The sequence below is a fragment of the Kocuria sp. UCD-OTCP genome, from assembly GCF_000349605.1.
Taxonomy (GTDB): Bacteria; Actinomycetota; Actinomycetes; order Actinomycetales; family Micrococcaceae; genus Kocuria; species Kocuria rosea.
This window is the reverse complement of sequence record NZ_AOSQ01000012.1, coordinates 1-24,927: the sequence shown is the minus strand read 5'-3', so window position 1 is coordinate 24,927 and position 24,927 is coordinate 1. Positions and strand designations below refer to the sequence as shown.

Below are 24,927 nucleotides of genomic sequence, written 5' to 3'. Positions count from 1 at the left end.
GTCAGAGCTGGTCGATCAGCGTGGCGGTGGCCTCCTCGTAAGCCCGCACGGTGGCTGGGTGCAGGGCGTCGTAGTGGAAGGCGCGTCCTTCTTGGAGGGACTTGTCGAAGGGGATGACCACGGTCCCGGCCAGCCCGACGGCCTGGGCGTACTCGCGCAGGCGGGTGAGGCGTTCGGTGTTGTTGGTGGCGGTGTTGGAGACCACCAGCACGGACCGGGCCAGCTTCTGCCCGTGGCCCTCGGCGGCGACGGCGGCCACGGTGGCTTCCAGCAGCCGGGCGTCGTCTTCGCGGTTGTGGGCCACCAGCACGAGGGAGTCCGCGACATCCACGGCGGCGCGCCAGGTGGAGGACTGGGCGGAGTTGCCGGTGTCGAGCAGGATCAGGCTGTAGAGGGACCGCAGCGTCTCATGGGCGGCCCGTACGGAGCGTCCGTCCACCCGGGTGCGGTCGGTGCCCTCGGGTGGGGAGGCGAGCACGTGGATCCGGTCGTCGCCCTGGGGGCGCACGTAGCGCACGAGGTCGGCGGTGCGGCGGGTGACGGTCTCCAGATTGCGGATCAGGTCCAGGGTGGTGCGGTCGTGGCCGCCGGCCAGGGATCGTTCGGCCAGGGTGCCCTGGTTCTCGTTGAACTCCCCGGCCAGGATGTTGCCCCCGCGCACCCGCCCGGCGGTCGCGGCCAGGTGGTAGGCGGTGGTGGTCTTCCCGCCCCCGCCCTTGAGCTGGAGCACCGCCACCGTGCGGTGGGTCTCCAGGGGCCGCTGGATCCGCACACGGCGGGCACGAGACGCCTGCTCGGCGGCCGAGGCCGCCAGGGACAGTCCAAGCCTCTGGTTGCACCATCCTCGCCAGCCGTGGCGGGCGGGGGATTCGGGCTGATCCGTGGCCGTCTCCCGGCGCAGCTGCAGGCGGAGATCTCCGGCCTCGGCGACGACCGGGGTCGGTGTGGAGCTGCTGGGCGCCGGGTCGTCGGCGGGCGTGTCGCCCGCGGTGGTCTCTGGCCGTGGGTCCGCGTCTGAGAGCTCGGATGCGTCCCCTGAATGGGGGACATCGGCCTCGGGAAGCGTCTGCGGGGTCTCCGCGTCGATGGAAGATTCTGCGGGCTGGTGTTCGCTCGGGTCAGCGGTTGGTTCGGTGGCCGCTACCGGGCGTGTCGTCTGTTCAGGCTCCGGTAGGAGGTCGTCGACTGTGACAACACGTGAAGAGCCTCCACGGGAGGGTCGTTTCTTGGCCGAGGCACTGGCATCTGCGGTCACGGATCCGTCCGCGGCGACGATCAGTCGCGTCTCCGGCTCGGTCATCGAGGCCGGGTCGATGGCCGTCAGCTTCACCGGTCGGCCCAGGTCATCGGCGATAGAGACGACGTGGGCGATGGCTGCCGGCATCGAGGCGAACTCGTAGGGGACCCGGTCGACGGTCACTTCCACGCTGTCGTCGGCGGCGATCCTCGCGGTGCAGACCGGCCGCTCTAATGCCTGAGCCATGGTGCTCTCCCTACTCCTGGTTTGGTGGTGTCCCGTCATCGTCGGTGGAATGGGGGACGTTGTAGTTGGCGCGCAGATGATCCTTGATGTCATCGCGCAGGATCAGCCAGGTCTTCCCCAGCTTGATCGCCGGCACGATCCCGTCGCGCAGCCAGCGGTAGGTGACCGTGCGGTCGGCCAGCCCGAGGACTTTGGTGAGGTCATCGATGCCGAGGCGTTCCGGCAGGCCCTCAAAGAGCCGGTCGAGCGCATCAGCCACCACAACCACCTCCATCCACGCATTCGCCATAGTACACAAGAGTGGCTATAGTAATGCTCAAGTTCACTAGCACTGTCTATTCCCCCCAATAGTTGTTTAGTGGATACATCCTCAAGCTTAGGCGAGCCCCCGTGAGGAGATGTGATGGACAACCGCTGGTCAGACCTGGTTTCACCTGGGCCGACCCCGGTTCACCCCCTCTTCGAAGACGTCACCGAGGAGACCGTCACGGTCCTCCGCGGCGCCTCGGGACCCCAGCGAGGCGTGACCGGGCTCTCCGAAGACGAGGGGCGACTGGGGCGGTTTCTCACCGACGCCCATGACGTGTTCTGGCTCGGTGTCCACGGTGGGGCCGGGGAGTCCGTGCTGGCCGAACTGCTCGGCGGCACTGCTTGCCACCACCGGTGGCCCGCCCGCCTTGATGAGGAGATCCAGCACGCCCCCGCGCCGGTCTTCCTCGTGGCCCGGCAGAACAAGCGGGGCCTCGATGCCGCCCGTCTCGCCGCCCGCGACTGGGCGGCCGGCGCCCACCCCGATGTGGATCTCCAAGGCCTGGTCCTGGTGGCTGATGCCCCGGGCCGCACCCCGAAGTCCTTGGTCGCAGCGACCCGGGTGATCTCCGGTGGTGTGCCCTCCACCTGGGTGGTGCCCTGGATCGAAGAGCTCCGGCTCACCGGAACCGTGGACTGGGAGTCCATGGCCCGGGAGCCGAGAAAAGTCCTCACCGCCCTCGGTGAGGCAGCCGATGAAGCACTTTCTGAGAGGACCCCCCAATGATCGACCTCGTACTGGCTGCACAGGACACCGTGCTGGCACTGCCGGCCGCCCTGCCCGACTCCGACCCGCTGGCCCCTCCCGGGATCGGCGACACCTGGAACCGCATGGTCGGTGTCGGCAAGTGGATCGCCCTGGGCATCGCCGTGCTGGGGCTGCTGGTGGTCGGCGGAAAGATGGCTTTCGACGCCCGCCGTGGAGAGACCACCGAGGAGGTCTCCGGGATCATCAAGATCGTGTTGGCCGTGGCCCTGATCTCCGGCGGCGCCTCGATCCTCTCCTTCATCTCCGGAGCATGACCGTAGGCATCCCGAGGAACACCCCCACCCAAGGAGCAGCAGGTGACAGACCAGATCGAGACCGACGACAACAACACCTGGTGGAAGGCCCCCCGCTTCCTCATCTCAGCCGTCCTCGTCGCGATGCTGATCGTGCTGGGCATCGTCCTGTGGCTATGGCCCGACGGCGAAGAACCCACCCAAGCCGCCCCGGCACCGGCCACGACCGCCGAACCGGTCTCGGACGGGGAGTCGGTGTGCGGCCTGGACGCCACCGGCGGCACCACCCTCACGAAGGCACCCGAGGACGTCGAATGGACCGCCCTGGGCGCGATCTACGCACCGTCCTCGGAGGAGCACGGGCCTGGCACCGTGGATGAGTCCACCGGCGTCCGCTCCTGCTACTCCCACACCCCCGAAGGGGCACTCCTCGCCGCCACGAACATGCTGACAGCCAGTGGCGACCCCGAGCTGCTACTGGAGACCACACGCCTGCTCGGCATGGAGGGCCCCGGCAAGGACGTTGCAATCGGGCAGATCCAGCAACGGATCGCAGGAGGGGATAACACGTCAGTGCCTGTGCAGGTCGCCGGCTTCCGGCTTCTCTCCTACACCGGGGACACGGCCACCGTGGAGGTTGTGCTGGCCGGCGATGACGGATCAGAGAAGGTGTACAACACCACCGGTGGCAACCTCGTGTGGCATGAAGGGGACTGGCGCTTTGCCTTTGATGACGACGGCAGTGGTGGCCCCGTCTCTGGGCGCGTCTCGGACCTAAGCGGCTACATCGCGTGGGGCCCCGGCAATGGCTGAGCAGGAATGCGGCTTCTGGGACGGCGTCTGCAAGACGAAGGAGGGCATCAGTGATGCCCTGACTGGGGCGGCCGGAGATGCCCTGGATCAGATCGCGGACGGCGTGACCGCTGCGGTGGTCGACACGATCGCCTCCCTGGGGTCGATGTGGACGAGGATCGGCAGCGCGAACCTCACCAGCGACAGCGCACCCGCCTCGCAGGCTCCGGTTCGTGGGGAGTTCAACGCCTACATCGATCTACTGCTGAGCTACGCGAGCTGGATCTGGCTGGGGGTGTGCGTGTTCGGGGTGCTGTTCCTGGGCATCATCCTGGCCACCAACGCCCGCCGCGGCGACGGGGCCGGCCTGGTCAACACGGCCACCGTGTTGGCCTCCGGGGCGGCGCTGATCGGTGGAGCCACCAGCCTGATCGGTTTCCTCGTCCCGGCCCGGGCGCCGAACCTGTCCGGGTCCGTGGGGTTCATCCAGGACCAGACCTTCTACCTCACCCTGGCCGTGGCCGCACTCAGCGTGATGATCGCCGGGGCCCAGATGGCCTGGACCCAGCGCGCCGAACCGGCCCGGGACCTGCTGAAGAATCTGCTCACCCTGGCCGTAGTGACCGCTTCCGGGGTGACGATCCTCAACGTCCTGGTGGCCGGCACCGACGCCCTGGCCGTGCAGATCATCGACTCGGCCATCGGGGAGGACTTCCAGACCGATGTGCTCAAGCTGTTGGCCCTGGACAACGCCACCAGTACTGGGGCGGCGGATCCGGTGTGGTTGGGCGGCAACGTCATCCTGATCATCGTCGGCGGGGTCGTGGCGATCATCGTGAACATCATCCAGCTAATGCTGATGGTGCTGCGCACCGGGATGCTGTTCCTGATGGCCGGGATCCTGCCACTCTCCGCCGCGTTCCTGAACACCGAGACGGGCAAGAACTTCTTCCAGAAGGTCATCGCCTGGACCCTGGCCTTCGCCTTCTACAAGCCCGCCGCCGCCCTGATCTACGGGTTGGCGATCAAGATGTCCACCACCGGGGTCTGGGAGGACTCCGGCAGCGGGCTGATCCAGTTCGCCGCCGGGCTGATGATGATCGTCGCCTCCGTGTTCGCCCTGCCCGTGCTCATCGGGTTCCTCAGCCCCGTGCTGGGCTCGATGTCCTCCTCCGGCGGTAGCAGCGGCGGGGCGCTGGGCATCGCGGCAATGGGCGCGGCGATCCCGCAGGGAGCCTCCCACCTGGCTCGCTCGGGACGCGGGTTCGGCTCTGACTCTTCCTCCGCTTCCTCCTCCACATCGCCCTTGAAGGGCGGGTCGGGTTCCGCGCCTGCGGGTCCGTCCTCGGCTGCAGGTGGGGCCAGTGGCACCGCTGGGGCCAGTGCCACGGGCACGGCGGGCTCCGCTGGTGCTGCGGCGGCGGGTGCAGCGGCGGCACCGGTGGCTGCGGGCATGGCGGCCGCCAACGCCGTGCAGAAGACCGGGGAAGCCGTCTCCCAGGCCACCGAGTCCAGCGCGAAGGCGGGCACCTCCAGCACCGGCGGAAGCACCGGAGCGGCGGGAGCGTCCGCCACGGGCACCCCCGGCCAGGACGGTGCGCAGAGGTCCTCTGCGGGGACCGGGGCGCAACCGGCCCCCGGCACCGGGGCGGCACCTCGCGCCGGAGCTGGGACAGGGGCTCGTCCCACGCCGGGGTCCGGTGCTGGTGCAGCACCGGAACGCTCCGGGGCCCGTCCCACGGGCCCCACCGGCCCAAGACAGGCGGCGAAGGCCGCCCAGCAACAGGCACGTGCGTTCAAGGCGCAGATCGCCAACGAGACCGGAAACGAGGGCCGCCCTGATGGCGCAGACCGAAGCTAAGACCGAGAACCGTCCGCGGGTGTACGGCAACTTCCGCACCCCGACCTCCAAGGGCCTGGCCGGGCTCTCCACCGCCGGCACCGTGCTGCTGATCGGCGGGGTGGTCGGCGGGATCCTGCTGATGATGCTCAACCTGTGGCTGGTGGCCCTGGCCTTCGAAGCAGTGATCCTGGTCCTGATCGCCCTGTCCATGCAGAAGAACAAGCACGGCCGCACCCTCATCGAGCGCATCGTCCGGCGCGCCGGGTGGGCCAACGCCGTCTACTCCGGCGCCAACGTCTACCGGGCCGGCCCCGTGTCCCGGGTGCCTTCAGGCACCACGAAGCTGCCCGGGATCTCGGCCCGATCCAAGATCACCGAGCACGTCGACGGCTACGGCCGCCCCTTCGCACTGCTCGAGGTCCCGCAGAAACACCACTACACCGTGGTGTTCTCCTCCGAGCCCGACGGCGGGGGCATGGTCGACCAGGAGCACATCAACCGGTGGGTGGACCGCTGGGCGCACTGGCTGGGCATGCTCACCGACGAACCGGGGCTCACCGCGGCCTCGGTGACGATCGAGACCGCCCCGGACTCCGGGTACCGCCTCGCCCGGAAGATCGAGGCCCGCATGAGCCCCGATGCCCCGGTCTTCGCCCGCGACGTCATCAACGAGTCCGTGCAGATGCTGCCCACCGGCGCCACCGTCACCCGGGCCTACATCGCGGTGACCTTCAAAGCCTCCGTGCGGGCCGGCGGGCGCATCCGCAAGCCGGAAGAGGTCGCCGATGACCTGGCGGCGCGGCTGCCCAACCTCACCCTGTCCCTGAACGACACCGGGGCCGGGGTGGCCGCCCCACTGACCGCTCAGCAGCTGTGCGAGGTCATCCGGGTGGCCTACGACCCGGCCGAGGCAATCCTCTTCGACCGGGCCCACGCCCAGGGGGTGGCCCCGGAACTGGACTGGAGTGAGGTCGGCCCCCAGGCCGCCGACACCTTCTGGGACTGCTACCACCACAACAACTGTTGGTCGAAGTCCTGGGCGATGTCCGTGCCCCCGCGCTCGACCGTCCAGGCCAACGTGCTCCAAGCCCTGATCGCCCCGAACCCGGAGCTGGTGCGCAAGCGCGTCACCCTGCTCTACCGCCCCATCGACCCCGCCCGGGCCGCGCAGATGGTGGAAACGGATATCAACACCGCCACCTTCAACGCCTCCTCCCGCAACCGCGCCACCGCCCGGGACACCCGCGAGACCCGCGCCGCCCAGGCCACCGCTGCCGAGGAGGCCGATGGGGCCGGGCTGCTGAACTTCGGGCTCGTCGTCACCGCCACGGTGCGTTCCAAGGGCGAGCTGGATGAGGCCGAAGCCATCATCGAGAACCTCGGCACCTCGGCGCGGATCCGCCTGGAGGAGGCCTACGGCGCCCAGGACTCCACCTTCGCCGCCGGCCTGCCGTTGGGTGTCGTGATTCCCGACCACCTGGCCCTGCCGTCGACCGTGAGGAACGCCCTGTGATGAAGCAGAAGCAACGAGACGAGATCATCCTCCCGGCCAGCCGGGGCAACGCCTCAACCACCGTCCTGGACCGTGCCTTCGCCCGGACGAAGCTGGGCAAGGTCTTCGCTAAGTCCAAGCGCACCGGCAGCACCTCGGTTGCTGCCTCCTCCACCCGTCGCCCGGGCCCGCGGGGCCACAAGGGCCGGGGACTGGGCGAGGCGCAGCTGCTGCACCCGATCCGGGAGATGCGCGGCACCAACTATCAGGTCTGCGGACTCTTCCCCTTCCCCATGGGTGGTGGCTCCCCGTTGGAGGGGGTGCCGTTGGGGCGCAACCTGCTGTCGGGGGAGCCGGTGTGCTGTGATCCGATCTCCTGGTTCCAGAAGCTGCGGGTGATCGCCAACCCCTCGGCCTTCATCATGGCCAACCCGGGGCTGGGCAAGTCCTCCCTGCTGCGGCGGATGGCCATCGGGCTGGCCGCCTTCGGGGTGTGGCCGATGGTGCTCGGAGACATCAAGGGCGAACACGTCGCCATGATCGGAGCCCTCGGCGGGGCCGTGCTGCCGCTGGGCCGCGGGGTCGGGCACATCAACCCGCTCGATGACGCCGGCGCGGTGGCAGCGGCCAAGCTGCTCTCTGCTGCGAAGGCGGAGGAGCTGCTGGCCGATCTGCACACCCGGCGGTTCGACCTGATCCGGTCCCTGATCGCGATTCTGCGCAAGAAGCCGCTGGACGAGCGTGAGGATCAGATCCTGGATCGGTGCCTGACCGTCCTGGAGGCCCGCCACGCCGAGTTCGGCACGGTCCCGGTCATGGCTGACCTGCGCCAGGTGCTCAAGGACAAGCCGGTCGAGGTGCGCGAGGTGTCCCTGGATCGCGGCAACGATGAGCGTTACGAGGCCATCACGGAGGGTCTGGAGTCCTCGCTGAACTCCTTGTGCGGGACCGGGGCCTTCGGGCAGATGTTCGCCCGCCCCTCCACCAACCGGATCGACGCCTCGAGGCCGATGGTCTTCGACCTTTCGCGGATCTCCCAGTCCGAGTCCGATCTGCGGGCGGCCACGCTGTTGGCGTGCTGGTCCATCGGGACTGGAACGGTGCGGACCTCCAACATGCTCGCCGATGACGGGGTGATCGCCCGGCAGAGGTTCCTGCTCATCCTCGATGAGCTGTGGAACACCCTGGCGGCCGGGCCCGGCATCGTCGATCAGGTCAACGCCCTGACCCGGCTGAACCGGGAGATGGGGGTCGGGCAGATCATGGCCTCCCACACCCCGTCTGACCTGATGGCCGTGCGCGGTGAGGAGGACCGGGCGAAGGCCAAGGGCATCATGGACCGCTGCGGGATCAAGATCCTCGGCGGGCTGGCCAAATCGGAGATGCCGCTGCTGACCGAGTCCGTGCCGCTGTCGATGCGCGAGCAGGAACAGCTCGCCGCCTGGCAGGACCCGCCCGCCTGGAACCGCCGGGGGGACGAGGAGATCCAGTACACCAACGACGACGTGTACACCCCCACCGACGCATCGGCCATCAACGAGGCCGAGCTGCGGGCCTGGCTGGAAGACCCCGAGAACCGGGAATGGTACTTCGACGACCGCACCACCTCCCCGCCGCCGGGCCAGGGGAAGTTCTTCATCAAGGTCGGTGCCAGGGCCGGCATCCCGTTCTCGATGGAGTTCACCCCCACCGAACGCCGCTCCCAGGTCCACGACACCGAGAAGAAGTGGCACGAGGCCAAGTTCCGTGCCGCTCAGGAGAGGGGCGAACGATGAGCTCCCTGGACCGCAAGTACAAGGCCGGCGGCGGGGAAGTCGCCCTGCTGCTTACCCTGCTCTTCGCCCAGGTCGGTATCCCCGCGATCCTCTACGTGGTGAACACCGCCGGACATGCCCTCACTCCGCGCACCGACCCGCTGCCCACCGGGTACTGGGAACGGTCCCTGGGCGTGGTCACCGAAGACCTCCCGTGGCGCACCACTGAGATCATCCTGGCCGCCACCCTCGGTCTGGTGGCGGCAGCACTGTTCGTGCTGTGGGCCTTCACACGCCACCAGAAAGCCCAGAAGGTCGTGAAGCACGACCGTGCCGCACCGCGCATGGCCACCGTCCGCGACGTCGCCCCCTTCACCGAGAAGCAGGCGCGCGCCAAGGCCGCTCGATTCGGCGTCGAGGCCCCGGGGGTGATGCTCGGGAAGATGGTCCGCGGCGGGCACACGCTCTACGCCTCCTGGGAGGACACCCTCCTGCACATCTGGGGCACCCGCACCGGCAAGACCACCTCCCAGGCCGCCCCCTCCATCATCGAGGCCCCGGGCCCGGTGATCGCCACCTCCAACAAACGCGACCTCTCCGACCTCACCCGCGACATCCGCGCCGAAGGCGGCGACGTCTGGGTCTTCGACCCCCAAGGAGTCGCCGGGGAGAAACCGACCTGGTGGTGGAACCCACTGACCTACGTCACCGACAGTGAACGGGCTGCGGAGATGGCCACGAACTTCTCCATCGGCTCCCGACCCGCAGGGGCCAAGATGGGTGATGCCCACTTCGACTCCGCCGGCAAGGACCTGCTGGCCGGACTGCTCCTGGCCGCGGCCGTCGGTGGGGAGCCCATCGAGCGCGTGCACTACTGGCTGACCCGCTCCACCGACGACACCCCCGCCAAACTCCTCGACGCCCACGGGTGGTCCAAGGAGGCCGACTCGGTGGCCAGCACCATCCGCCAGCCCGAGAAGTACCGGGGCAGCGTCTACTCCACCGCCCTGCAGATGGCCGCGTGCCTGAAGAACGAGAAGATCGCCGCCTGGGTCAACCCCACGGGCCCGGACGATGACCGCCCCCAGTTTCACCCCCAGGCGTTCGTGGCCGGCAAGCACACCCTCTACGCCCTGTCCAAGGAAGGCGCCGGCACCGCCGGGCCCCTGGTGACCGCCCTGACCGTGGCCACCGTAACCGCCGCCGAAGAACACGCCGTCACCCAGGCCGGGGGCCGGCTGTCCACCCCGATGATGTGCGTGCTTGATGAGGCCGCCAACGTGTGCCGGTGGGCGAACCTGCCCGACCTCTACAGCCACTACGGGTCGCGGGGCATCGTGGTCTCCACGTTCTTGCAGTCCTGGTCCCAGGGCGTGGACGTGTGGGGCGAATCCGGGATGCGCAAGCTGTTCTCCACGGCCAACGTCGTCACCTACGGCGGCAACGTCAAGGAAGAGGGCTTCCTCAAGATGCTCTCGGAGCTGATCGGCAAGTACACCTATACCTCGGTGTCCTCTTCGAGGCAGAAGGACAGTGGGTCCACCTCCCGGCAGGACGCCACCGACGACATCCTCTCCGTAGCCGACCTCGCGGCTTTGCCCAAGGGCAGGGCCGTGATGCTCGGTTCCGGGGCACGAGCCGTGTTGCTGCGCACCGTCCCCGTCAGCGCACGCCCTTACGCCGACGCGGCAGCGGCTTCAGAAGCCGCACACAACGCACCTACCGACACCCCCACTGCAGCAGAGCCCGCACCCGAGCTCCAGGGGGCTGAGCCGAGCCCGACCGCACCCACGGGCAACCGGTGGGCGGCCCTGGTGAAGGAGTAGCCCATGGACATCGGTGCCCGCCGCACCAGCAGTCACGACGACATCGACGACGAACCCCTCGAGGAAGCCGAACCGGGGGAGGGGGAGCGGGAGCTCGTCTATGCGAACGTCGCCGAGTTCGTCACCGAACACCTGGCCTACCAGTACCGGCGCGACATCGACCTCGCCGGCCGGGCCACCACCTTCACCTGGTGCGCCCAATGGTGGCGCCACGAAGAAGCCGTCAGCCGCCTCACCGGCCTCTGGCGGGCCTGGGAGAATCTGCGCACCGACCCCACCACCGGGCTGGCGGTGTGGTGGCGCGACTACGCCGATCCCACTATGCGGTCACTCTTCGACGAGAAAGGCCCCTTCCACGGCTGCACCCCTAGGATGCATGCGCCGAAGGGGATACCGCTTCCGCTGGATCCTCCCCCAGCCGGGCTTTTCGAGTAAGCGGCCCATACCTACTCCCCAGTTTCGGTCATGGGTCTCTGAACGGGTAGGAGTCCACTGAGCTGGAGCAGGAGTTGAAGGAGTGGTTACGAACTCGGTCACGGATGGACGTTCGTCGCCTGGAGGCGCCGATGCGTAGAGATTGAAACCAATTTGTTGTCATGTGATTTTAATAAACCAGCAAGTAATCAAAGCCCTCTCCAGGAGCGATATTACTGTTCGGTGTTTATGCCACTGTGACTACGTAACAGCAGGTCACGAGCCGTTTTCCCTCTATTTTGATTTGCATATACCTTCTGTAAATGCTTGTGCGATCGTGGGGTGTGCGGTGCCAGGAAATATGGAGCGTTTAAGTGAAGTAGGACCTACGGATCCCCGGACGGGTTATCCACTGTGGTACGAAGACGCCACGGGCATGCGTCTGGATCTGGCGTGGCAACGCGATGACCCGAACACCCCGGTCATCGCTGGCCTGGATGAGAGCGGGACGCTGCGGGGCATCGCCGACTTCCCAGGCGAGTCGTTCTACATGACCGCGGAGGCGGAGCTGCCTCTGGGTGGAGGTGGGCAGGACGGGGAAGTAAGGGTGATCCTGGCCCTGGAGGCGACCTTCGCCACCGAAGGCGTGGCGGATGGCCAGCAGATCGTCTTCGGACGCATCCGGTTCCGGGTCCGCGACGGCCGCCCCGAGACGACGTACACGCTCACGCACCCGTACGGCACGGTCCAGGCCACCACCGATGACAGGGGCCGGGTGACTGCCACGGAAGACATCGGCCTGACCCCGTTGGAGTTCACCGGGGCTCTGGGCGGACAGATCGCCCCTTTCCTGCGGTGGACCCCCGACCCCGCACTTCCCGAGGGCTACATCGGTGACGGCGCCACCGAGCACACGATCACGGGCAGCCCGTTCAACACCGACTTCGCCCTGGTGGATGGCCCCGGAGCGGGTACAGCTGGGGGTGACTCAGATCCGAATGATCCTGGGAACCCGGACAAGGTCTACACGGACCAATTCGTGCTGCAGGGCCGAATCGCCACGATCCACGGGGTGGAGATCACCCGCGCGATCTACGGCCGAGCGGCGTCGGGGACGGTGACGGTGGAGGTGTTCGCCCGATCTATCCCCGGACAGCAACTCGGGGCATCCCTCGACGGTGGGCCGCAGACGCTCCTGCAGGGCGGGAACACCCCCAACTACCTCTTCCGTATGTCCGCGGGCAACACGGTTCCGACGCAGGTCACCGTGACCAACTTGACCGATCCCATTGCTCTGCCGGTGACCGCGGGGGTCACCGATGCCGTGGAGATCACCCAGGCCGACTACGACAGCACCAACCAGACGCTTACCGTCAGCGCCACTTCCAGTGACCAGAGCGGCGCCCCGGCGCTGACGGTTACCGGGCGTGGCGGGCTGTCCGGCCCGGTTGGGGCCTTTGCTCTCGATGCACCGCCGGCCACGGTCATGGTCGTCTCCGCCGCCGGTGGCACCAGTACAGCGACTGTCAGGGTCGTGGCCTGACCGGATCCTGCCGGTCGTTTTCCGCCCATCATTCAGAGATCAGGGGACCGTCATGGAATACACGCTGACAGGCGACTTTCTCGAAGCCTGCGACTGCACCGTCATCTGCCCCTGCTGGGTGGACGACGACCCCGTGGAGGGACACTGCACCGGGTTCGTTCTGTGGGAGTTCACCCAGGACGGCCAAGGCACCGAGTCGAGGATCGATGACCTCGTCGTCACCGGGTGCAAGGTCGTCAGTGTCGCGATCCACTCGGGCAACCGCCGCGACAGCGCGGCACCGGCCACTTCGATGATCTACATCGACGTCTCGGAGCGCACCAATCAAGAAGCCACCGAGAACCAGCTCATTCAGGCCTTGCGGGGTGCTTTCGCCGAGCACCCCACGAAGAAAGGAGGGGGCATAGGGCCGCTGGCTGAGCTGGCCGAGATGAGTGGAACCGTGGTCGGGGCCGAGTCGGCCAGGATCTCCTTCAAGCTCGACAAGGACGATCACGCGGACAAGAACGAAGGCTCCTGGACGGCCACCGTCACCCGCACCCGAACGAACCCGGAGGAACCGGAAGCGAAACCCACTGAAGACCGGCTGATCCATGCGACCGGGAAGCCGGAGCGATTCGACGTGGCCGAGGACGCTAAGAGACAGCCGCTGGAGCTGTCCAACACCGCGCTTTCCTACGAGCTGCAGGCCCAGAACCCGGTGACTGCCCAGGCGGGGGAGAAGTTAATTATCAACGTCGGGGCCCTGCCCGGAGGCAACATCCACGTCAAGGACCGCTCCGGCATGCGCGGCACCTTTCGCTACCACCACCCCGCATCCTAGGAAGCACCGGCATGACTACCACCTCCCCGACGACGCCTCACCGGTCCGTGGCGCGCCGCCGCCTCGACATGAACCTCCTTGTTCTGGGCACGCTTGTGATGGCGGCGATGGCCTGGGGAGTCCTGTTGTTGACCCACGGGTCCGGGGGCCACGGGCTGGAAGGCCACACAGTGACCTCTGAGGTGCTCGCCCCGGGCGGGGCCGGGGAAGCACACGCTCAGCATGGTGGTACGGCCGCGTTCGTGATTCCTCCTGCTCTGGTCGGTGGTGCGGTTGCCCTGGGCGCCTGGGGTTTCATGGTGGTCGCCATGATGCTTCCGCCAGCACTCCCGCTGCTGCAGACGGTGCGACGGCTGGTCTCCCACCAACCGGATCCGTGGCGTCTGACCGTTTTGAGCGCCATGACCTTCGTGGGGGCTTGGATGGTCGTCGGGGCGGTTCTGGTCGCAGGCGACCTGGGTGTCCGGGCGTTGGCTTCCAGCGGATGGCTGACGCTCGATCCCCGCTGGGTGACAGGGGCCGTGCTGATCGGCGCCGGCGTCTATCAGTTCACGCCGCTGAAGGATCTGTGCCTGCGTGGCTGCCGAAGCCCACGCAGCTTCGTGCTGGCGCACTGGCAGGGTCGACGCTCCTCCAGCGCGGAGACCTTCGCCCTGTCCGGTGCTTACGCGCTGTCATGCATCGGGTGCTGTTGGGCGCTGATGCTCATCTGCTTCACCGTCGGCACCGCGGCCCTACCGGCGATGGTCGCGTTGAGCGTCATCATGGCCGCAGAACGCCTCGTCTCGTGGGGCCGGCGCCTGGTACGGCCAGCAGGGTTCGCCCTCATCGCTCTGGGAGCGGCTACGGCGCTGATTCCCGTCATTTCACAGTCACATCTGATGTAGACCTTCTCTGCCGCTGAGCGGCTCGATCACGGAGCTCACCATGTCGCCCACCCGATTCCGCACCTACCACGTTGTGGCCATGTCCTTCCCGATCGTCTACTCGCTCGAGGGCGATCACGATCCCAATGGTCTGCTCTACACCTTGCGCGTGTACCAGCCCCTCCTGGAGTGGGTGAGGCAACAGCGAGAGAAGAACGGCGAATACCTGACCCGGATGCACCGCAAGACCCAGCTCATGGAGACAGTGGTCTACGCAGTGCCCCGGTTCCTCGAGATGCGCCGGATCCTCTCCGAAGGACCGGAGAAGAATCGCTATCTTTTGAAAGAATTCGGCGGCGAGTCCGAAGTTCTCGACCGGGAGGACCGGGACGCCCACAGCCCACGATTGGAACCGCACGACCGTGCGATACGCCAGAACTACCGGGCCACGGTGGATGAGTTGATCTCCGCTCTGAAGGAGCTGACCGACGGGCGCATCTCCAGCCTCCACCCAAAGGCCCTGCAGGATCCGGAGCGCCTAGAGGAGCAACAGGCCCGGGAAGCGCATGACGTTGATGAGCAGATCCTGAAGCAGATCCTGGGGGAGTGTCGCACTTCGTGGCTCGGCCAGCTGGAGGAGGCAGAGGGGGCCGTCGAGGGACAACTGGAGGAGATCCGCCAAGGGTGGCCGGAGTTGTTGGCTTGGTACCGGAGGCAGCGTCCCGGGTCTCAGCTGAGGGATAAGGACATCGAACGGCTGATGTTCAACGATCACAGCCCTGGACTGCTCGGCCAAGGGGAAAGGGCGCCGGCGTACAACCGGTGCAATCCGCTCAAACCCATCCCCCTGGTGCGCCCGTTGGTGCTGCGGGCGTGCCGGGGAGAGCAGGTGAAGGTGCGATTCGAGAACAGCATCCGCGGCCGCGAAGTCGGCATGCACGTGCAAGGAGACGGACTCGGGGGCACCGTCCCTGGACGCGGCACCGGCACCGGGGTCCGGTACGGGGATGGGGCGTGCGTGGGCGACAACGACCCCACCACTGTCCCCTACCAATCGAGGATGACGTACCGCTGGACGTGCGCTCGGGAGGGCGTGTGGCCGATCAACGATCTGGGCGACATCCGCGGAACCGACCGCGGCACCAACAACCACGGATTGTTCGCCGCTCTAGTGGTCGAACCCGAGGGCGCGAGGTGGTACGACCCCGAGACCGGGCAACGGCTCGACGGCACGGATCACCCCGACGGGCTCTACGCCGACGTCGTGCCCCGGGAGGAACACGGCCTCAAGGACGGAAAGATGGCCGCTCCCCGGACGGAGTGCCGCGACGACCAGCATGAGGACTGCGGTGCGGGCAACCGGTGCCGGAAATGGCGGGAGGAGAACTTTGTCGACTTCCACCACGCGAAGAAGAAGCCGGAGCAATTCGCCGGCAATTGCAGTTTCCGCGAGTTCACCGTCTTCTTCCACGACGAGCCCGAGACACACAGCGGCATCCCTCACCCCCTGCCCCACTCCGCGATGCCTCTGTCCTACCGCGCCGAACCCATGCACAACCGTCTTCCCTACCGGTTGCACCAGCGCCTGCGCAAAGGCGCGCCGAAGGCAGAACCCGACGCGAACAAGATCGACCACTCAGCCGTCGAGATCAGGATCGACGAGAAGACCCTGGGTGAAGAATTCTGGGTGGCCAAAGACGAGAACGGCAAGTCCCTCGAACGCGTCTCTGGTGAGGAGCAGCACCACAGTTCGTGGCTGTTCGGGGAACCGGTGACTCCGGTCCTGCGCGCTTACCGCGGGGATCCCAGCCGGGTGCGGCTGGTGCACGCCGGGGTCAAAGAGACCCACGTCTACCACCTGCACGTCCACCAGTGGCGAGCCGTCGCCCAGGACACCGCTGAGCCCTCCGTGTGGAAGACGGGCGAGCACCACGGCTCGCAGCTGCTGGACTCCGTGTCGATCGGCCCGCAGACCGCGATGACCATCGACCCGCTCTATGGCTCGGGTAGCCGCCAGCACGCGGTGGGCGACATCATCTGGCACTGCCACCTCTACCCCCACTTCCATCACGGCATGTGGGGACTGTGGCGCAGCTTCGACCGCGAAGTGACAGGGAAACGGGCCTACCCCGACGGCACGCCCTGTCCCGCGCTGAAACCATTGCCCGGCCGCAACCCCGACCCCTCGACCGACCAACAACCTGGGTTTCCGTGGTTCATCGACGCCACCTACCCCCGCAAGTCCCCACCGCCGCCCTCACCCAACCAGGAAGACGTTGAGGAGCGAGACCCGGGGAGGAGGGCCCCGATCGACGGGCGACGTCAACTGCTGCAAATGGGCAACTGCTCGCAGAAGGAACGGGCGGCCTTTGCACCCAACTGCCGGTCAGGTGATCAGCCCGGTGCCCTCTTCGTCGATCTCGATGGCCTTGCCCAGGACTGGAACACCAAGGCGGAGGTGCCCGAGAGACGGATCATTCACTACGACATCGCCATGGCGGAACGGGGGATGCTCTACAACTCCGCCGGCTGGTACGACCCCCACGGACACCACTACCAACTCAAGGGCATCTCGGTTACCCGCCTCCATGAGAACGGATCTCCCGACGGTGACCCCATACCCTTCGATTACCCGGTCACTGAGGAGGAGGGCGGGGTTGACGCGTTCTTTCCGCGAGCCAATCACGGCGACATCGTGGAACTGCGCCTGTACAACACGGTGAGAACCGTCGAGGGCGACCACTTCGATTTCCCTGGTCACCCGGTGGAATGTGGCTTGCACGTCCACCTGGTGAAGTTCGATGTGCTCGCTGCTGACGGCTCAGCCAGTGGCTGGAACTACCTCTCGGGCGCCAGTTCCCCCGAGTCCGTTCCGGACAACAGGATCGGCGATCCCCCCGCGAATGTTTCTTTGCACCGGTGGGTGGTGGACGAGGAGTTCGGCCCTTGCTTCTTCCACGACCACCTCTTGGCGAACTTCCGGCAGAAGCGGGGCCTGTTCGCAGCACTGATCGCCGAACCCAACGGCACCCGCTGGTACCTGCCCGACCAGAAGACTCCCGCATGGGTCGGCTCCCAAGCCGTGATCGTGCCGCGAACTGCAAACGGGGACGGGGACGTCGCTTTGAAGGAACCCTTCCGGGAGGCCGGATTGGCCCTTGGGGACTTCGTTCCGCTGAACCGTCCGAAGGACGACCGCCCTCCACTCCCGATCCCTCCTCGACCTCGACAAAATGACGATCCGCTGAATGAGCCGAACCTGCTGGGCGGTGATGACGACCCGGGTGTTATGGGCGTCAACTACCGGTGCACCCCCATGCGGTACCGCGGCAAGGACCCCTCCGAGTGGTTCAGCTCCAGCCGCTCCTCGTTGGAGAACGAGGACGAGAAGCAGCGGCAGGTCCTCGACGTCCAGGCGCCGCAGATGTCTCCGCCGCTGCCGGTGCCGCCGAAGCACAAAGGTGACCCTGACACACCGGTGATCTACACCTATCCAGGGGAACGACTGCGCATCCGCATCTTCCAGGGCTCCCACGAAGAGCAACACAGTTTCATGCTCAACGGCATGCGATGGCGCAAGGACTGGCAGAACCAACAGTCGCCGTGGGTCAACCAGCAGACGCTGGGCATCTCTGAGGCCTTCACCATGGACATCAATCCGCCGGAAATCGGAGCCGACGGGAAACCCGTGGCGACGAGCCCGTACGGGGTCGGCGACCACCTGTGGCAGTTCACCGTCATGGACGACCTGTGGCTGGGATGCTGGGGACTGATCCGTTCGCTCCAGCCCAGCTCGGAGAACTTCCGTGATCTCCCCCCGTTGCGGCACATCACCAAGATCGTGCCCGAGACAGAGGACGAGAGAGGACACGGAGCACCTCCCACCGAACAGGAACTGAAGGAGGCACTGGGCAAGTTCCGCCTCGCCCAGTCCAACGGATTCCTGCCCACACGCCCCCTCCGGATGCCCGGAGGAACGTGGTCGACTGGGAAGGTGCGGGAGTACGTGGTGGTCGCCCAGCGCCACGAGCACCAGTACGCCGGCCAGGCGCTGACCGACCCGTGGGGCCTGATCTACCGCACGGCCGAAGAGGCTGTGCCCGAGACCAGGACCGACGGAAGCGAGACCGGCAACCTCCGGGCGGTGGACGTGGACGATTCCGACCAGCCCCTGGTCCTGCGGGCACATCCCGGGGAATGGATCAAGATCACCCTCATCAACGAGCTTCTCCTACCGCAGGAGAACCTCCCCGACCAGGACTTCACGATAAAAGACCCCCGGCTGCCGGACTTCGGACCGGAAGTGAGCCCGCCGCGACTGCCCGTGGAGCACCGCGACCACCTGGGCTACCCGGACCGTCGGACGGTCAGCCCCCGAGTCTCCCTGCACCCCAGCCTGCTGCTGTACGACGTGCACAGCGACGACGGCGCGTACGTGGGGCTGAACCAGGACGGCACCGTGGCCGCCTTGAACGTGGACGATGCTGCTCATGTCGTGCACGGTGGGCACGACGCAGTCAACGCTGTGGTGCACCGCACGGACCATGGCATCGGGCACCGGGACGCGAACTGGCGGGAGTATTGGTGGTACGCAGATCCGGGCCTGGCTTTTGACACCTATCAGGACGGTCGTGAACGAGGCCAAACCTGCTACCTGTTCGATATGGGGGACATCCGCAATCACCGACACCACGGCTTGATCGGAGCTGTTGTGATCGAACCTAAAGACATCACCCCGGTCGACCCGCAGAACGAGGACAAGCCGAAGTGGACAGGCGCCCATGTCCATCTGGAGAGCGGTGACGAAGTTATCGCCCAAGAATTTGTTTTCTTCCTCCAGGATGGACTGCGTCACTTCCTGCACGGCGATATCGATCAGCCGCTTTCTGACATATCTCCGAGCGACCCGCCCGTGGATGTCGGGCAAAAGGCCATCAGTTACCGGTCGCCGTTGACGCCACACCAGAATCCCATGGCGTTGCCCAACCTCACCGCCCCGATCCAGCACGCGAGCAGGGACCTGCCCATCTGGTGGCGGTTGGTGTGCGCCGGCGACAAGCCCCGCAATCATACCTTCACTGTGCACAACTTCGCCTGGGACGTTGCCCCCTGGGTGCGGAAAGTAAAGAACTCTAGTCCCGAAGCCGGATCGGTCACCGCCATCTCCGCCGGCTTCACACAGGACCTGGTCATGGAGCCCGAAGGACGCTGGGATCCAGGAGACCACGCCTACCGCAGCGGCTCCTTCCGCTGGGCAACCGCCCAGGGGATGTGGGGCATCCTCCGCATGGAGGATCAAGACGCCCAATCTCGAAAAGAAACGCAACAACCATCATTGCAGCTGTTGTGGTCACGCTGGGCTCGCAAGTTATCCAAATTGGATAGGTCACAGCGTCGTCGAGGGTCGAGGCAGAAAGGGAAAAAAGGAGTGCGATCAACCAATGACAAAAGTGATGAAGGGGGGGCGGTAGGACACGGCGGTGGAAATACTGGGCGGCCATTCGATAACACGGGAGGCGGGCTGAATGATGAACGCACTGTCACAGCCTATGATTACCTGCACGAAGTGCGGGAGTATCTGCAATGGCATATCGAGGCCGACACATCGGATTCCGCCCTCCGATTTCTATTGAAAGACAATCCACAAACTTCAAATGACCTGATGAGAGAATTCCGCTATAGCTCAGATCAGCTTGGCGTGATTCTCCGCGAGATGCCCGACTCGAATAGAATTCTCGCGATGGAGCAGGGAGACCCGCCCCGAACAAAATCAGAGAAAAACTGGTTCGAAAAGTTGGAGCGCCATCGGGTCACCAGAGCCGGCATCAGATTGAAGTTGAAACTATTTCGCCGGGCAGCTGGCACACTCATAAGCGAAAAGTTCAGGGACATAAGTAACCCTCGCAACGTAGCAATGGCCCTAGACACCGCCAATACAGTTGTGGGAAGCATCTTGGAAGGGATTCCCGGCTCGGGCGCAATTTCAGAAGCGTTAGAACTAGGAAAGCAAGTTGCGGACTCTTATAGTTAAGAAAAACTTAATTCGCAAATCGACTACACCGAATTTGCTGATAAATAAATATCTTCCATAAAGACCCGAACCTTGAGGACTGGCTCAACTAGCAGACAGGTAGATCGATGGATGTCATCGTAACTCTGACATGTGATGCACCCGCAGCACAAAAAGTTGGTGAGCAATTGAGCGAACAGGAAATGGTGTATCAGTCCTCCCCTCGGGGCAACCTGGACGGAAGTGTGGCTGAATGGGTGATTATCGCCAGCGTAGCCATCCAAAGTTTGCCAGCTATTCTGACATCGATCAAAGACTTAATGGGTCAGAATCGTGTATCCAGTGTAAAAATTCGAAAGTTGGACAACCAATCCAGCGACGCTAATGAGGTGGACGTAGAGATCAAAAATCCCAGTAAGGCTGAAATCCAAGAAATATTGGACACCCTGTGAAAAGCAGTCCCCATGGATCATCAAGACTTGATACTTGAAGAGGCAGTCCGGTCTCATGTCGGACCCTTCGCCGACGTACAACGCCTTGTCCGCCGATATCACACACCGATGCTAGTGGCGATCGACGAGGCCTTGCGAGACATGCATTCGGATGTCGCCGTGTTTTGGGTCGACGGGGGACTGCCCGAGATGTTTTCGATGCCAGGGCTCGAGCCGCCGGTCGTAATTTTCAACTCCCGTTATATAGAAATATCGGCCCTATTCAGAAACTTAATGATGGATGAGACGATATCAAGTGAACTGATCGTCGAATCCTCAGAACGCATATGTCTTCGGGTGATGTCCGAGCTTGTTCTTAGATACGGCGACCCGTCTTTGGCGGCTTATTTGACTTCGCGCGCCGTAGTCGGGCAATCAATATTCTACAATACCGGAGACAGTGTTACGGATCTGGAGGTTGCGGAGAAGGACGAAGGTTACATGGCGGTTTGGTTTTTCGGCCTACTTCATGAAATGGGTCACATTGCGACGTCGGACTCGCACAGGTCATTGATCGCGGACCAGGACCCGGAGTTAGTGAGCGAAAACATAAGACATCATCTCAGCAATTTTCCTCTCTACTCCGAAATGCCGAAATCTTTTTGGTTCCCCGAAGGGGACTTGGAGGCGGGCCACCCGCTCCAGCCGGAACCTCTAATCGTAGAAATTGCATGTGATGTGTTCGCCGTGCGGAAACTCCTCCTTTCTAGCGCGAGGGTCGCCGAGGAGGTCGGGCGAGCAGGGGTAGACCCCCAAGTATTTTTTGTCGAGGTTCTCGCAATGCTGAACACAATTTCCATGATGGAGATATGTCATCGCGCAGTGCGGAACATTTCTATTTTTCCTCGCGATATATCACAGCAACAAAAAATGATACTGAATCCGGTTGCTCTCGCAGTTCGGTCCAGCGCATTGAGCCACGAGCTGTCTTATCTTTTGGGTATGGCATATCCCAATCTTCAGCCCGACGAGGCCGCAAAAAAATGGTCCGCCTTCCATACCGCCTGGCTCGACAGCACGCAAGGCCGCCTCGAACAGATGGAGGTTGGATTGGCTCGGGCCATGCGTCAATTGTTCTTCCCATGGGAAAGAGAGGCAGGACTAGCCCGTAAGCTGCATGCGAGCTTGCGGGAACCCGGGGGAGTCATGGCACAACTCGAGTTAGAGAGCTTTTGCCGACTTGCTGATGATCTGGACATAGATCATCCCGATGTGGATTTCCTTCGACAGGCTGGGAAACTCGGTGAAAATGGAACTGTGGTTTATCTAGTGCCTTGGGTAACAGCTTCGGATGGGTCGCATGCGCCCTTCTTGTTGGAAACCAAGTACGGTTACGTCATTTTTGCGTTCTTGGGCAACAATGAGGTGATAAGAATTTATCTTGAGGTGTCAGAGAGCTGGCTTCCGTCCGGCTTTTCCCTGGAAACCGCCGCGGTATTGTGCAACTCGGAGTACGAATTGTCTCCACGGCTTCTGAAAGACGTTCCTGCTCAGTACCGCGCAAAGGCCGTGGTCGTGGTGGAGGGATCGCCCAGGTTTGACCGGTGGATGGGTGAGCTCGCTACGGGTGAAATTTTTGGCTAAGGGGATCCGCTGATTAACACGGTGGAGTGATGACTTGGGACAGGCACGAGGCCCGGTCAACATGGATTTTTTGAGGATCATTGCCTTGGCCAGGAGAATTCGTGTTTGCTGTTCCACTCTGCCGCATCGAACCCCTCTGGAACCAGTTCCAGACGCTGGTCCCGCACGTGGCCGACAAGCATCCGCTGGGTTGCTATCGGCCACGGATCCTTGCCTGGGTCGTATTCGGCAAGTTGGGGTGAAGAACTCTTCCGCATCTGCCAACGTCCATTGTCAACGGTCAGCGGGACTTCCCGGTAGGCGGTCAGGTGATCTCCCCGTGGGCGGACAGCTGATTTCCCTGTCTGCGGTCAGTTGATCTCCCTGCCGGTCAGTTCAGTGGGACCACCCCGCGTCCGGCGGTGGCCTCGGTGAGCCGCAGCGAGGTGCCCTCGGTGAGGATGACGTGGGCGTGGTGCAGGAGCCGGTCCACGGCGGCGGTGGCCAGGGTCTTGGGCATGATGGTGTCGAACCCGGCCGGGTGGATGTTCGAGGTCACCGCGAGGCTGCGGCGTTCATAAGTCGCATCGACGAGGCGGTAGAAGGCCTCGGCGGCGGCCTGGCCCGAGGGCAGCATCCCGATGTCGTCNGCGAGGCTGCGGCGTTCATAAGTCGCATCGACGAGGCGGTAGAAGGCCTCGGCGGCGGCCTGGCCCGAGGGCAGCATCCCGATGTCGTCGACCACGATGAGCTCGGCCCGGGTGATCCGAGCGATGGTCTTGCCGATCGATCCGTCTACCCCGGCGCGGCCGATCGCGGCGGTCAGCGACTCGAGGGTGAACCAGGAGACCCGCATGCCGGCGTCGATGACCTGATGGGCCAGGGCCTCGAGGAAGTGGGTCTTGCCGGTGCCCGAGGGCCCCGAGATGGCGAGGTTCTCCGCCCGCCCCACCCACTCCAGGGTGGCCAGGGCCGACTGGGTCGGGACCGGGATCGAGGAATCGGCTTCGCGCCAGGAGGCGAAGGTCTTCCCGGCGGGCAGTCCGGCGGCTTTGCGGCGGGCGGCCCGAGTGGCCTCATCACGCCCGCGNGCCGACTGGGTCGGGACCGGGATCGAGGAATCGGCTTCGCGCCAGGAGGCGAAGGTCTTCCCGGCGGGCAGTCCGGCGGCTTTGCGGCGGGCGGCCCGAGTGGCCTCATCACGCCCGCGCACCTCTTCGGCCAGCAGCACCCGCAGGACCTCGGTGGGGTCCCAGCGCTGGGAACGGGCGGTGGCCAACACCTCGGGGGCGGCCGCGCGCAGGTAGGGCATCCGCATGCGCTTGAGCACCGCGGCGAGGTCTTCCGGTAGCGGCGGCGCCGTCGGGGTGGTGGCTCTGTTCATCGGGCGGTCTCCTCGGTTGTGGTGGTTGTGCTGGTTGTCGTGGTCGCGCCGAAGGACGCCCAGGCGGCGGTGCCGGGCTGGGCGGAGTGGGTCTCGTCGGCGGCCACGAGCCCGGCGGCGGTGGCCCCGGTGGCTTGGTGGTCGCAGATCGCGGTCAGATCGCCCTCGCCGAAGCGCCCGGCGGCCGCGGCGATCCCGAGGGCGGCGTCCACGGGCCCGTCCCCGATGAGGGCGGCGAGCTCCACGGCGGCGGCCATCTTCGCCCGGATCCGGGTGGCCCCAGCCGCGGAGGCCTCGATCAGCCAGGTGTGGGCCCCGGCGCCCAGGGCCAGGAAGTCCTTCTCCGCCGCGCTGCGGGCCTGTGGCCGGGGCGGGCGTGGCGCACCGGTGGGGTCCTGCGGGTGGTCAGGGTAGTGGGCCAGGTCGATCCGCGGATTCCCCGGGGTCGAGAGGCGGTGGCGGGCGACCTCGGCGAGCCCGGCGCGGCCAGCGGCCCAGCCCGGCATTGTGGGGAGGACGTCGAGGTCGGTGACGACCACGAGCTCCTCCCCGGCGACTCGCACCCACACCTCGGCCCCGACGAGTCCGGGCGGGGTGGAGTAGCGCACCGAGCCGAATCGGATGGTCTGGTCGGTGCCCACCGTGCGGGTCACCCCCAGGGCGGTGGTGTGCGGGGCTGTCGGTAGCACGTGCAACCGAGCCCGCTCGTCGACCAGCGCCTGGTCGGGGACCCGGGCCGACTCCCGGTGGGTGCGCCCGTTGACCTTGGCGCAGAACGCCGCGCAGGCCGCCTCGAGGTCGGCGAAGGAGCCGTAAGCGGGGCGGAGGTTCGCGTCGGTGGGCACCAGATCGGCCTTGGCGATGCGCACCGTGGACTCCGACCCGCCCTTGGACTCGGGGTCGTAGGGCACGCAGGTGTGCACCTGGGTGCCGTAGTGCCGGCCGGCTTNGATGCGCACCGTGGACTCCGACCCGCCCTTGGACTCGGGGTCGTAGGGCACGCAGGTGTGCACCTGGGTGCCGTAGTGCCGGCCGGCTTGAACGATCTGCGGGTGGCGCACCGGAACCCCGGCCACGTGATCGACGGTCACGGTCCTGGGGTTGTCGGTGAGCACGTAGGTGGGCACCCCGCCGATGAGGGCCAGGGTCGCATCCAGGCACCCGATCAGCGTGGGCAGGGTCTGGTCCCAGACCGGGATCACGACCCGGTAGCGTGACCAGGCCAGCCATGCGCAGAACAGCCACGTGCGCCGCGGCACCCCGTCCGCGCCGGGCACCTTCGGGCCTTCGCCCCAGTCGAACTGCAGCCACAGACCCGGTTCGGTGATCCAG

18 protein-coding genes are annotated in these 24,927 nt (G+C 65.6%); 14 read left to right on the top strand and 4 right to left on the bottom strand.

All coding sequences use genetic code 11. The features are described from left to right. Position 1 precedes the first annotated feature (1 nt). Together H488_RS37085 and H488_RS0118130 are read right to left on the bottom strand one after the other, a co-directional pair. Positions 2 to 1,483, bottom strand: coding sequence for a hypothetical protein (locus tag H488_RS37085; protein ID WP_150110311.1), 1,482 nt, complete (start codon positions 1,481 to 1,483; stop codon positions 2 to 4). 10 nt (positions 1,484 to 1,493) lie between these two features. Then, complete coding sequence (locus tag H488_RS0118130; protein WP_190274501.1) at positions 1,494 to 1,757, bottom strand: helix-turn-helix domain-containing protein; 264 nt, start codon at positions 1,755 to 1,757, stop codon at positions 1,494 to 1,496. 129 nt (positions 1,758 to 1,886) lie between these two features. On the opposite strand from H488_RS0118130, the gene H488_RS24045 reads away from it, so the two are divergent. From H488_RS24045 to H488_RS37075, 14 genes are all read left to right on the top strand, one after another. Then, positions 1,887 to 2,519: a DUF6668 family protein gene (locus tag H488_RS24045; RefSeq protein ID WP_017832685.1), complete on the top strand. Its 633-nt coding sequence runs from the start codon at positions 1,887 to 1,889 to the stop codon at positions 2,517 to 2,519. Further along, on the top strand, positions 2,516 to 2,815 hold the full coding sequence (locus H488_RS24040) for a hypothetical protein (protein WP_017832684.1): 300 nt from the start codon (positions 2,516 to 2,518) through the stop codon (positions 2,813 to 2,815). The genes H488_RS24045 and H488_RS24040 overlap by 4 nt, the downstream gene beginning before the upstream one ends. Positions 2,816 to 2,857: 42 nt before the next feature. Continuing rightward, on the top strand, positions 2,858 to 3,607 hold the full coding sequence (locus tag H488_RS24035) for a hypothetical protein (protein ID WP_017832683.1): 750 nt from the start codon (positions 2,858 to 2,860) through the stop codon (positions 3,605 to 3,607). Further along, entirely contained in the window at positions 3,600 to 5,447 is a 1,848-nt protein-coding gene (locus tag H488_RS35995) for a type IV secretion system protein (protein ID WP_017832682.1), read from the top strand. Before H488_RS24035 ends, H488_RS35995 begins: the two co-directional genes overlap by 8 nt. Then, positions 5,428 to 6,942: an SCO6880 family protein gene (locus H488_RS24030; RefSeq protein WP_017832681.1), complete on the top strand. Its 1,515-nt coding sequence runs from the start codon at positions 5,428 to 5,430 to the stop codon at positions 6,940 to 6,942. The genes H488_RS35995 and H488_RS24030 overlap by 20 nt, the downstream gene beginning before the upstream one ends. After that, a complete protein-coding gene (locus H488_RS37395) occupies positions 6,942 to 8,696 on the top strand; it encodes a hypothetical protein (protein ID WP_017832680.1) in 1,755 nt (584 codons plus the stop codon). Before H488_RS24030 ends, H488_RS37395 begins: the two co-directional genes overlap by 1 nt. Continuing rightward, positions 8,693 to 10,501 carry a type IV secretory system conjugative DNA transfer family protein gene (locus H488_RS24020; RefSeq protein WP_017832679.1) on the top strand — a complete coding sequence of 603 codons (1,809 nt, stop codon included), beginning with the start codon at positions 8,693 to 8,695 and terminating at the stop codon, positions 10,499 to 10,501. Before H488_RS37395 ends, H488_RS24020 begins: the two co-directional genes overlap by 4 nt. Before the next feature lie 3 nt (positions 10,502 to 10,504). After that, positions 10,505 to 10,936 (top strand): DUF4913 domain-containing protein, encoded by a 432-nt coding sequence (locus H488_RS24015; protein ID WP_017832678.1) that lies wholly within the window; start codon positions 10,505 to 10,507, stop codon positions 10,934 to 10,936. A 415-nt stretch (positions 10,937 to 11,351) separates the two neighbouring features. Further along, a complete protein-coding gene (locus H488_RS24010; protein ID WP_017832677.1) occupies positions 11,352 to 12,458 on the top strand; it encodes a hypothetical protein in 1,107 nt (368 codons plus the stop codon). Between the two features lie 52 nt (positions 12,459 to 12,510). Then, on the top strand, positions 12,511 to 13,281 hold the full coding sequence (locus tag H488_RS24005) for a DUF1326 domain-containing protein (protein WP_017832676.1): 771 nt from the start codon (positions 12,511 to 12,513) through the stop codon (positions 13,279 to 13,281). An 11-nt stretch (positions 13,282 to 13,292) separates the two neighbouring features. Next, entirely contained in the window at positions 13,293 to 14,168 is an 876-nt protein-coding gene (locus H488_RS0118120) for a DUF2182 domain-containing protein (protein WP_017832675.1), read from the top strand. A 79-nt stretch (positions 14,169 to 14,247) separates the two neighbouring features. Then, positions 14,248 to 20,178, top strand: coding sequence for a multicopper oxidase domain-containing protein (locus H488_RS24000; RefSeq protein WP_150110307.1), 5,931 nt, complete (start codon positions 14,248 to 14,250; stop codon positions 20,176 to 20,178). Positions 20,179 to 20,285: 107 nt separating this feature from the next. Beyond that, positions 20,286 to 20,609, top strand: coding sequence for a hypothetical protein (locus tag H488_RS37080; protein WP_150110306.1), 324 nt, complete (start codon positions 20,286 to 20,288; stop codon positions 20,607 to 20,609). 108 nt (positions 20,610 to 20,717) lie between these two features. Continuing rightward, positions 20,718 to 22,232, top strand: a complete 1,515-nt coding sequence (locus H488_RS37075) for a hypothetical protein (RefSeq protein ID WP_150110305.1) — start codon at positions 20,718 to 20,720, stop codon at positions 22,230 to 22,232. A gap of 370 nt (positions 22,233 to 22,602) precedes the next feature. Here H488_RS37075 and H488_RS23990 read toward each other — a convergent pair whose 3' ends face one another. Together H488_RS23990 and H488_RS23985 are read right to left on the bottom strand one after the other, a co-directional pair. Further along, on the bottom strand, positions 22,603 to 23,523 hold the full coding sequence (locus H488_RS23990) for an ATP-binding protein (protein WP_441295096.1): 921 nt from the start codon (positions 23,521 to 23,523) through the stop codon (positions 22,603 to 22,605). A 68-nt stretch (positions 23,524 to 23,591) separates the two neighbouring features. Beyond that, the coding region (locus H488_RS23985) for a Mu transposase domain-containing protein (protein WP_017832671.1) at positions 23,592 to 24,927 on the bottom strand (1,336 nt) is incomplete at its 5' end.

Coding starts and splice junctions, on each gene's coding strand:
- H488_RS37085 (WP_150110311.1), bottom strand. CDS start 1,483: ATGGCTCAGGCATTAGAGCGGCCGGTCTGCACCGCGAGGATCGCCGCC.
- H488_RS0118130 (WP_190274501.1), bottom strand. CDS start 1,757: ATGGAGGTGGTTGTGGTGGCTGATGCGCTCGACCGGCTCTTTGAGGGC.
- H488_RS24045 (WP_017832685.1), top strand. CDS start 1,887: ATGGACAACCGCTGGTCAGACCTGGTTTCACCTGGGCCGACCCCGGTT.
- H488_RS24040 (WP_017832684.1), top strand. CDS start 2,516: ATGATCGACCTCGTACTGGCTGCACAGGACACCGTGCTGGCACTGCCG.
- H488_RS35995 (WP_017832682.1), top strand. CDS start 3,600: ATGGCTGAGCAGGAATGCGGCTTCTGGGACGGCGTCTGCAAGACGAAG.
- H488_RS24030 (WP_017832681.1), top strand. CDS start 5,428: ATGGCGCAGACCGAAGCTAAGACCGAGAACCGTCCGCGGGTGTACGGC.
- H488_RS37395 (WP_017832680.1), top strand. CDS start 6,942: ATGAAGCAGAAGCAACGAGACGAGATCATCCTCCCGGCCAGCCGGGGC.
- H488_RS24020 (WP_017832679.1), top strand. CDS start 8,693: ATGAGCTCCCTGGACCGCAAGTACAAGGCCGGCGGCGGGGAAGTCGCC.
- H488_RS24015 (WP_017832678.1), top strand. CDS start 10,505: ATGGACATCGGTGCCCGCCGCACCAGCAGTCACGACGACATCGACGAC.
- H488_RS24010 (WP_017832677.1), top strand. CDS start 11,352: ATGCGTCTGGATCTGGCGTGGCAACGCGATGACCCGAACACCCCGGTC.
- H488_RS24005 (WP_017832676.1), top strand. CDS start 12,511: ATGGAATACACGCTGACAGGCGACTTTCTCGAAGCCTGCGACTGCACC.
- H488_RS0118120 (WP_017832675.1), top strand. CDS start 13,293: ATGACTACCACCTCCCCGACGACGCCTCACCGGTCCGTGGCGCGCCGC.
- H488_RS24000 (WP_150110307.1), top strand. CDS start 14,248: ATGTCCTTCCCGATCGTCTACTCGCTCGAGGGCGATCACGATCCCAAT.
- H488_RS37080 (WP_150110306.1), top strand. CDS start 20,286: ATGGATGTCATCGTAACTCTGACATGTGATGCACCCGCAGCACAAAAA.
- H488_RS37075 (WP_150110305.1), top strand. CDS start 20,718: ATGCTAGTGGCGATCGACGAGGCCTTGCGAGACATGCATTCGGATGTC.